The following is a 7,099-nucleotide window of genomic DNA, read 5'->3' as shown; positions in this document are numbered from 1 at the left end:
TGAAAATTTTAAAAAACGCATTTTGATTGCTTTGAACATAAAGAAAGAGAGAACGAATTTCGTCCTCTCTAGGTGTTAGCTTTTCATCTACCCACTACAGTTGACAAAGAGCCTCTTTTCCTACGAAAAAACCAGCAGACTCGAGTTTCTGCTGGTTTTAGTTGTATTCTTATGCTACTGTAAGAACTTTACGTCCCTTACGGCGACGAGCTGCTAACACGCGACGGCCGTTTTTAGTTGCCATACGGCTACGGAAACCGTGTTTGCGTGCGCGACGGATTTTACTTGGTTGAAAAGTACGTTTCACGATGAATACCTCCTCTTAGATTCTTGTATTCGTTTAGCCGGCTAGTTTTGATCAGTTACTAAACATACCAAACTATTTTATATAAATTCTGGGGGTTTGTCAAGCTATTCTTTCCTATTTTCAAGCAGATTGAGAAAAAAAGAGGCTCAGCCTCTTTTTAATCATGATTTCCTTCAATATCCACTACAACATAGCGGTTTGGTTCACTACCTTCTGAATAGCTTGTCAAACCGTCCATTTTTGAAATGATGCGGTGGATGATTTTACGCTCACTGCTTGACATAGGGTCTGTGTGATAGGCTTCCTGCTCAGCCAAGACACGTTCTGCCAATTTCTGCGCATAGCCTTGAAGAACTTCTGCACGGTGTTCTACATAATCATTCACATTGATGGTGATGTAGAAATTGCGCTCATAACGATTGTAAAGGAAGTTCTGTGCCAAGAGTTGCAAGGCTTTCAAGACCTTACCATGGTAGCCGATGACACGTCCAGGTTCATTGGTATCCACTTGGATGTTGATGGTGCGACGGCTGTGGCTGGTTTCAATACTTGCTTCCACATCCATATCATCCAAAATTTCTTGGATGTAGGTAGAAACTTCTGCAACAACCTGTTCAATGTCATACTGTGGCTCAATTTTAATATTTAAATCAGCAAATTCATCCTTGGCAACTGGCTCTGAACTAGCAACTTCTTCGTGAGTGGTTGTCTGGCTAACGCCTGCTAATAATTCGTCAGAAAGAATTTCAATACGACCAGTTTCTTCAAGAATGGTTGTCGCTTCTTTTTCATTTTTCAAAATTTGGGCCTTGATCTCATCATCGAGCGTTTGGCCTGATTTTTCAAACTCTTTCACAGCCGCAACAACTTTCCCAAGGTCAATCGTAGCTTCTGAAACACTCTTGACTGGCTCATTGAGTTCATTGATTTCACTTGGAACGCCACGAACTGCTTTTTGGTTGGCTTTGACAACCGTTGTTTCGTTGATAACATCAATATCTACGACAGCTGGTTTTTTACCAAAACCAAAGAAACCTTTTTTCTCACGCGCTACAACGGTGATATGGGCTTTCTTACGGGGAATATTTAGCTCTTCTAAACCATTTTGAATGGCTTCTTCAACATTTGCACCTGTAAATTTCATTTTCTCTCTCCTATTCGTTTCATCCTACTTCTGCTTGCGGGCTTTTTTCTGAGCCCGTCTGATTTTAGCTTGACGCTCTTTTTCAGCATCAATCTTAGCTTGACGCTCTGCTATGATTTTAAAAGGATTATTAAACACCAAGGTTTGAACCACTTGATAGGCGTTGGAAACAGTCCAGTACAAGGCCACACCACTGGCAGCTGTAACAGCAAAGAAGAAAATCAAGACTGGCATGGCATACATCATGGCAGTAACCGCTCCGTTTTTCTCGATAGCTGCTTTATTGGCCAACCATGTACTAAAGAAAGTGAAGGCTGCCGCTAATATGGGCAAAATAAAATAAGGGTCAGGTTCACCAAGATTTACCCAGAGGAACTGTCCAACCTTGAGGGCTTCCTCAGTTGTCAGAGCTTGATAGAGGGCTATCAAAATCGGCATCTGAATCAAGAGCGGCCACATGGACGAGGTCATATTAACACCGTTCTCTTTATAGAGTTTGCGTGTCTCCTCATACAGTTTCTGGCGGGTATCCATATCGTTTCCAGCATACTCTTCTTGCAATTTCTTCAACTGAGGTTGAAGTTCCTGCATTTTACGCGAAGAATTCATTTGAATCTGGAACAAGGGCAATAAGAGGGTCCGAATGATAATCGTGAAGAGAATAATCCCGATACCAATCTGACCGTTGATGGACAAGAATTGAATAATGCTGGCAAACCATTTAATCAATCCGTTCCAAGCGTCCGAAGACTGACTAGAGGCCGTTCCTGTTCCACAAGCGGTTAGCACGAGTAGAGTTGTGGCAAGCAGGCTAGCCCACTTAAGATTCTTTTTCAATCGCAACACCTTCCTGGTATAATTTGGCTAGTTTCAAAACATGGATGAGGTTTTTCTTGATTTCCTGATAGGACAGCTCTTCAACACCCTTCCGAGCGATAATAACAAAGTCATCCGTCACCAACTCTTGCTGGCATTCTATCAAAACATGGCGTAGTCTACGCTTAATACGATTTCTCATGACAGCGTTTCCCAATTTCTTGCTGACAGATAGTCCTACTCGGAAATGAGCCTGGTCCTTTGGCAAGCTGTACACTACAAACTTCCGATTGGCTACATTCTTTCCTTTTGTAAAAATGTCATTAAAATCTCGTTCACGCTTGACACGATAGCTTTTCTTCAAACCGTCACTCCATCTTTCAAAATTATCTCTATTATACCATAAAATTCAAAAAAGCCAATAAACATCCAGTTTAGAGGCCTTTTGAAGCTGATAATTGCTCTTTTGCTTGCTGAATTTGCCAACGAATGGATTCAAAACCAGTTCCACCTAGCGAATTTCTGCGTGAGACGGCTGTTTCCGACTCTAAAGCTGTAAAAATATCCGATCCAATAATCGATGAAATTTCCTGATAACGTTCCAATGGAACATCCTGTAAATAATAGCCTGCCTTGCTACATTCCAAGACCAGTTTTCCAACAATCTCATGCGCTTGGCGGAAGGGCATTCCCTTGTTTGCTAGGTAGTCTGCCAATTCAGTCGCATTTGAAAAATCCTTCTCTGTCGATTGAGCCATTTTTTCCTTATGAACTGTCATAGATTGTAGCATTCCTGCCAAAATATCGATAGATACCAAAATGGTTTCCGCGCTATCAAATATTCCTTCCTTATCTTCCTGCAAATCTTTATTATAGGTCAAAGGCAGGGATTTCATGACTGTCAGTAAACCAACCAAGTTCCCATAAACTCTACCTGTTTTCCCCCGAATCAGCTCAGCCATATCTGGATTTTTCTTCTGAGGCATGATGGAAGAACCTGTTGAAAAGGTATCGGATAGGGTGACAAATTGGTATTCATGTGAACACCAGTTAATGATCTCTTCACAGAGACGAGACATATGCATCATCAAAATGCTCGCATTTGATAAGAATTCCAAGATAAAATCACGGTCAGACACAGCATCGAGGGAATTACTATAAGGCTGGGCAAATCCCATCAAATCAGAGGTCATCTGACGGTCAATCGGAAAGGTTGTCCCTGCCAAGGCCGCCGCACCAAGTGGGGATAAATCTGTATGCAACATATTGAATTCAAAGCGCTCACTGTCTCGGCTGAACATGTTGTAATAGGCCAACAAGTGCTGGGCAAAGCTGATAGGCTGGGCATGCTGCAAGTGGGTATAGCCTGGCATGATGGTTTCCACATGCTCCTGTGCAAGGTCTAGTAAAACCTGACGTAGGTTGGTCAATTTATCTACCACTTGAAAGAGGGTGTCCTTCAGATAAAGGTGCATATCCGTCGCTACCTGATCATTACGAGAACGAGCTGTGTGAAGTTTGCCTGCAACTGGACCTATTTTCTCCGTTAAGAGACTTTCGATATTCATGTGAATGTCTTCGTTTCGAATATCAAATACCAACTTGCCAGCCTCGTAGTCTGTCAACAATTCTTCCAGACCAGTTTGAATAGCCTGGGCTTCTTCTGGAGCGATAATCCCCGTGGCTCCTAGCATCTTGACATGGGCTAAAGACCCCTGAATATCATACTTGGCCAGTTTTTGGTCAAAGCGGATGGAAGCTCCGAATTCTTCGACCCATGCCTCAAGACTGGCTTCAAAGCGACCTCCCCATAATTTCTTTGCTTCCATACATTCCTACTTTCTAGTCTTTTTTATGAATTTCCGCATTGACCTTGGTTGGCAAGCCCCAAAGCTTGATAAAGCCGACTGCCGCATCCTGGTCAAAGGTATCTGCACTGGTATAGGTTGCCAAATCTTCATCATAAAGTGAATTTGGAGATTTTCTAGCAACTACTTTGGCTGACCCCTTATACAACTTGACTTTTGCAGTGCCGTTCACAACCGATTGAGTTGCTTGCAAATAAGCTTTCAATGCCTGAGTTGCAGGGTTGAACCACAAACCATTGTAAATCAAGTTAGAGAGTTCGTTTGAAACAATCGGTTTGAAATGCGATACTTCCCGCACCAGGGTCAAATCTTCAATTTCCTTGTGGGCTGTCAGAAGGGTAATAGCACCTGGACACTCATAAATTTCACGTGACTTGATTCCGACCAAACGATTTTCCACGTGGTCAATCCGACCCACACCATGCTTACCAGCAATGACATTGAGTTTTTGAATGAGATTAGCCAGACTTAACTCTTCACCATTTACAGCCACGGGAATCCCTGCTTTAAACTCAATATCGACATACTCAGGAGTATCTGGTGCATTTTCTGGTGCAGTTGTAATACCAAAAGCATCTTCTGGCGCTTCATTCCATGGATTTTCTAAAACTCCGCACTCATTGGCACGACCCCAAAGGTTTTGGTCGACTGAGTAAGGGCTATCTAAATCTGCTGGGACTGGAACACCATTTTCCTTGGCAAATATGATTTCTTCTTCACGCGCCCATTTCCATTCACGAACAGGTGCCACGACCTTGAGTGTCGGATCCAGAGCTGCAATAGCTACCTCAAACCGCACCTGGTCATTTCCCTTACCAGTACAGCCATGAGCGATAGTGGTTGCTCCTGTCTTATGAGCCATTTCCACCAACTTTTTAGAAATCAGAGGTCGGCTAAGTGCTGACACGAGCGGATATTTTTGCTCATAATAGGCATGGGCTTGTAGGGCAGGTAAAACGTATTCTTGAGCAAATTCTTCCTTGACATCAATCACATGAGATTCTACTGCTCCAATAGATAAAGCCTTATCATGAATAAAGTCTAAGTCTTTTCCTTCACCCACATCCATACACACTGCAATAACATCGTAATCCTTTTTCAACCAAGCAATCGCAACCGACGTGTCAAGTCCACCTGAATAAGCTAAAATCAATTTTTCTTTTGTCATAAGTACTCTCGTTTCTATCTTTGGTGAGTTTTTATAAAACTTAGTGACTATTATAGTGTATATTTATACTTTTTGCAACATAATTATACATATTTTTAAAAAATTTTTGTATATTTTCAACCTTGATTTGAAAATGGACAAAAGAAAAACTGACCGAAGTCAGCTTTTTAATTCAATAATTCTTGAATGGTCGCAATGTCTAACCGTTTCATGGTCATCACAGCCGCATTGACTGCCTTGACTTTCTCTGGGCTAGCCGAATCGTATGCCTCCATTAAAATCCGCGGCACAATCTGCCAAGAAATCCCAAACTGGTCCTTGGCCCAACCGCAAATCTCTGCTTCTGGAACTGCTGACACTTTTTCATACCAGCTCTCCGCTTCTTCCTGACTGTCTACATAGACCATGAATGAGAAGGCTTCGTTGAAAGAGGCCACGCCACCGTAGCCGTGGTCCATAGCAATGATTTTTTGGTCTCCGATGAACAGCTCCGCATAATTCAACTTGGCAGCAGCCACCGCAGCCTCACCTTCGCCATAGTAAGACAAGCGACCAAGATGAGCTTGAGGTAGCTTATCCTTGTAATAATCTAGCATAGGTTGGGCTAAACCGACCTGGTCCTGCGAGAAGAGCAGGCAGATATCAAATTGATAGGGCTTGTCCAAGTCCGGTGCATAGGACAATTGCCAAGACAAACCGAAGCGGTCTTCCAACCAGACATAGTAAGGGCTGAAGGGATATTCCGCCAAAGGCATAAGCACATGGCCACCGTCTGACAGGGCTTCATAAAGGCGGGTCAGCTCTGCCTTGTCACCCACCGACACCATGAGGGACATGGACTCATTGAGCTTGAAATAAGGCCCCGCGCTAATCGCCGACAGGGTCATATCTCCTAGTTGGAACTGAACCAAATCCGCATCACCTGATGGAGTATCCGTAATGGTATAGGTCCAGTCAATCTTGCCACCGAAAAGGTCCACATAAAAGGCCGCAGCCTCTTTTGCCTCTGTATCATACCAGAGATGAGGGATAATGGCTTGCATAAAATTCTCCTTTTCTATCGTCAGCCTATTATATCACAGATTTGTCCGTACAAGTGCACAAGAAAACTGCCTATGCTATAATAGAAGGATAGAAAAGGAGCAAAACATGGAAATCTGGAACGCCTACACAGCCGACGGTCACCTGACCGACCACACCCTCACACGCGGAGAAGCCATTCCCGACGGCCTCTACCATCTAGTCGTCGAGTGCATCATCCGCCACCTCGACGGCAGCACCCTCTTCATGAAACGCGATAGCACCAAGCCCTCCTACCCTGACTATTACGAAGCGACAGCAGGAGGATCAGCCTTGTTTGGGGAAATAGCAGAGCAGGCCATTTTACGCGAAGTCCGTGAAGAAACTGGCATTGAACTGACAGCTGACCAACTCCGCCACCATAGACACTTTGTCGCCTATGACGACCAGTGCCTCTTCCACTGCTACTGGGCTGAAACCGACTGGGACAAATCTGCTATCCAACTCCAAGCCGAAGAAACCAGCCACTACATCTGGGTCCCGCAGGAAAAACTGAAAGATTTCCTGGAAAATGAACAGGTTATCCCAAGGCAGAAGGTCTATGTGGAGAGCTTGTTTTTAGAAAACTAAGTCCGAATAAGAAACAAATCCCCGCTATCACAGTGAACTGCTCCCTGTCAAGTGGACAATGAAATAATAAAAGATTAGGCGACGGCCTTGTTCCTCATTTCAAGAGGGGCAAGGCCGTTGTTGCGTTCTTGAAATCGTTGATGATT

8 protein-coding genes are annotated in these 7,099 nt (G+C 43.7%); 1 reads left to right on the top strand and 7 read right to left on the bottom strand.

Translation table 11 applies throughout. From position 1 onward, the window contains the following. Positions 1 to 169: 169 nt before the first annotated feature. The 7 genes from rpmH to C1G57_RS09095 all read right to left on the bottom strand — a co-directional run bounded on the left by rpmH (position 170) and on the right by C1G57_RS09095 (position 6,346). A complete protein-coding gene (gene rpmH / locus C1G57_RS09125) occupies positions 170 to 307 on the bottom strand; it encodes a 50S ribosomal protein L34 (RefSeq protein ID WP_002939016.1) in 138 nt (45 codons plus the stop codon). 157 nt (positions 308 to 464) lie between these two features. Beyond that, positions 465 to 1,451 (bottom strand): RNA-binding cell elongation regulator Jag/EloR, encoded by a 987-nt coding sequence (gene jag, locus C1G57_RS09120; RefSeq protein WP_105114631.1) that lies wholly within the window; start codon positions 1,449 to 1,451, stop codon positions 465 to 467. A gap of 24 nt (positions 1,452 to 1,475) precedes the next feature. Then, complete coding sequence (locus C1G57_RS09115; RefSeq protein ID WP_105114630.1) at positions 1,476 to 2,288, bottom strand: membrane protein insertase YidC; 813 nt, start codon at positions 2,286 to 2,288, stop codon at positions 1,476 to 1,478. Next, on the bottom strand, positions 2,272 to 2,631 hold the full coding sequence (gene rnpA, locus C1G57_RS09110; RefSeq protein WP_105114629.1) for a ribonuclease P protein component: 360 nt from the start codon (positions 2,629 to 2,631) through the stop codon (positions 2,272 to 2,274). Before rnpA ends, C1G57_RS09115 begins: the two co-directional genes overlap by 17 nt. A gap of 70 nt (positions 2,632 to 2,701) precedes the next feature. Beyond that, positions 2,702 to 4,096, bottom strand: coding sequence for an argininosuccinate lyase (argH, locus tag C1G57_RS09105; protein ID WP_105114628.1), 1,395 nt, complete (start codon positions 4,094 to 4,096; stop codon positions 2,702 to 2,704). A gap of 13 nt (positions 4,097 to 4,109) precedes the next feature. After that, on the bottom strand, positions 4,110 to 5,303 hold the full coding sequence (locus C1G57_RS09100; protein ID WP_105114627.1) for an argininosuccinate synthase: 1,194 nt from the start codon (positions 5,301 to 5,303) through the stop codon (positions 4,110 to 4,112). 167 nt (positions 5,304 to 5,470) lie between these two features. After that, a complete protein-coding gene (locus C1G57_RS09095; protein ID WP_105114626.1) occupies positions 5,471 to 6,346 on the bottom strand; it encodes a VOC family protein in 876 nt (291 codons plus the stop codon). Between the two features lie 106 nt (positions 6,347 to 6,452). Between C1G57_RS09095 and C1G57_RS09090 the strand changes: the two genes are divergently transcribed. After that, complete coding sequence (locus C1G57_RS09090) at positions 6,453 to 6,953, top strand: NUDIX hydrolase (RefSeq protein ID WP_105114625.1); 501 nt, start codon at positions 6,453 to 6,455, stop codon at positions 6,951 to 6,953. The last annotated feature ends 146 nt before the right edge of the window (positions 6,954 to 7,099 follow it).

The organism is Streptococcus suis (assembly GCF_002960425.1).
In the GTDB taxonomy this organism is placed as follows: Bacteria; Bacillota; Bacilli; order Lactobacillales; family Streptococcaceae; genus Streptococcus; species Streptococcus suis_S.
Note: the sequence above shows the minus strand (reverse complement) of the source record. Positions and strands in the feature narration are given on the sequence as shown.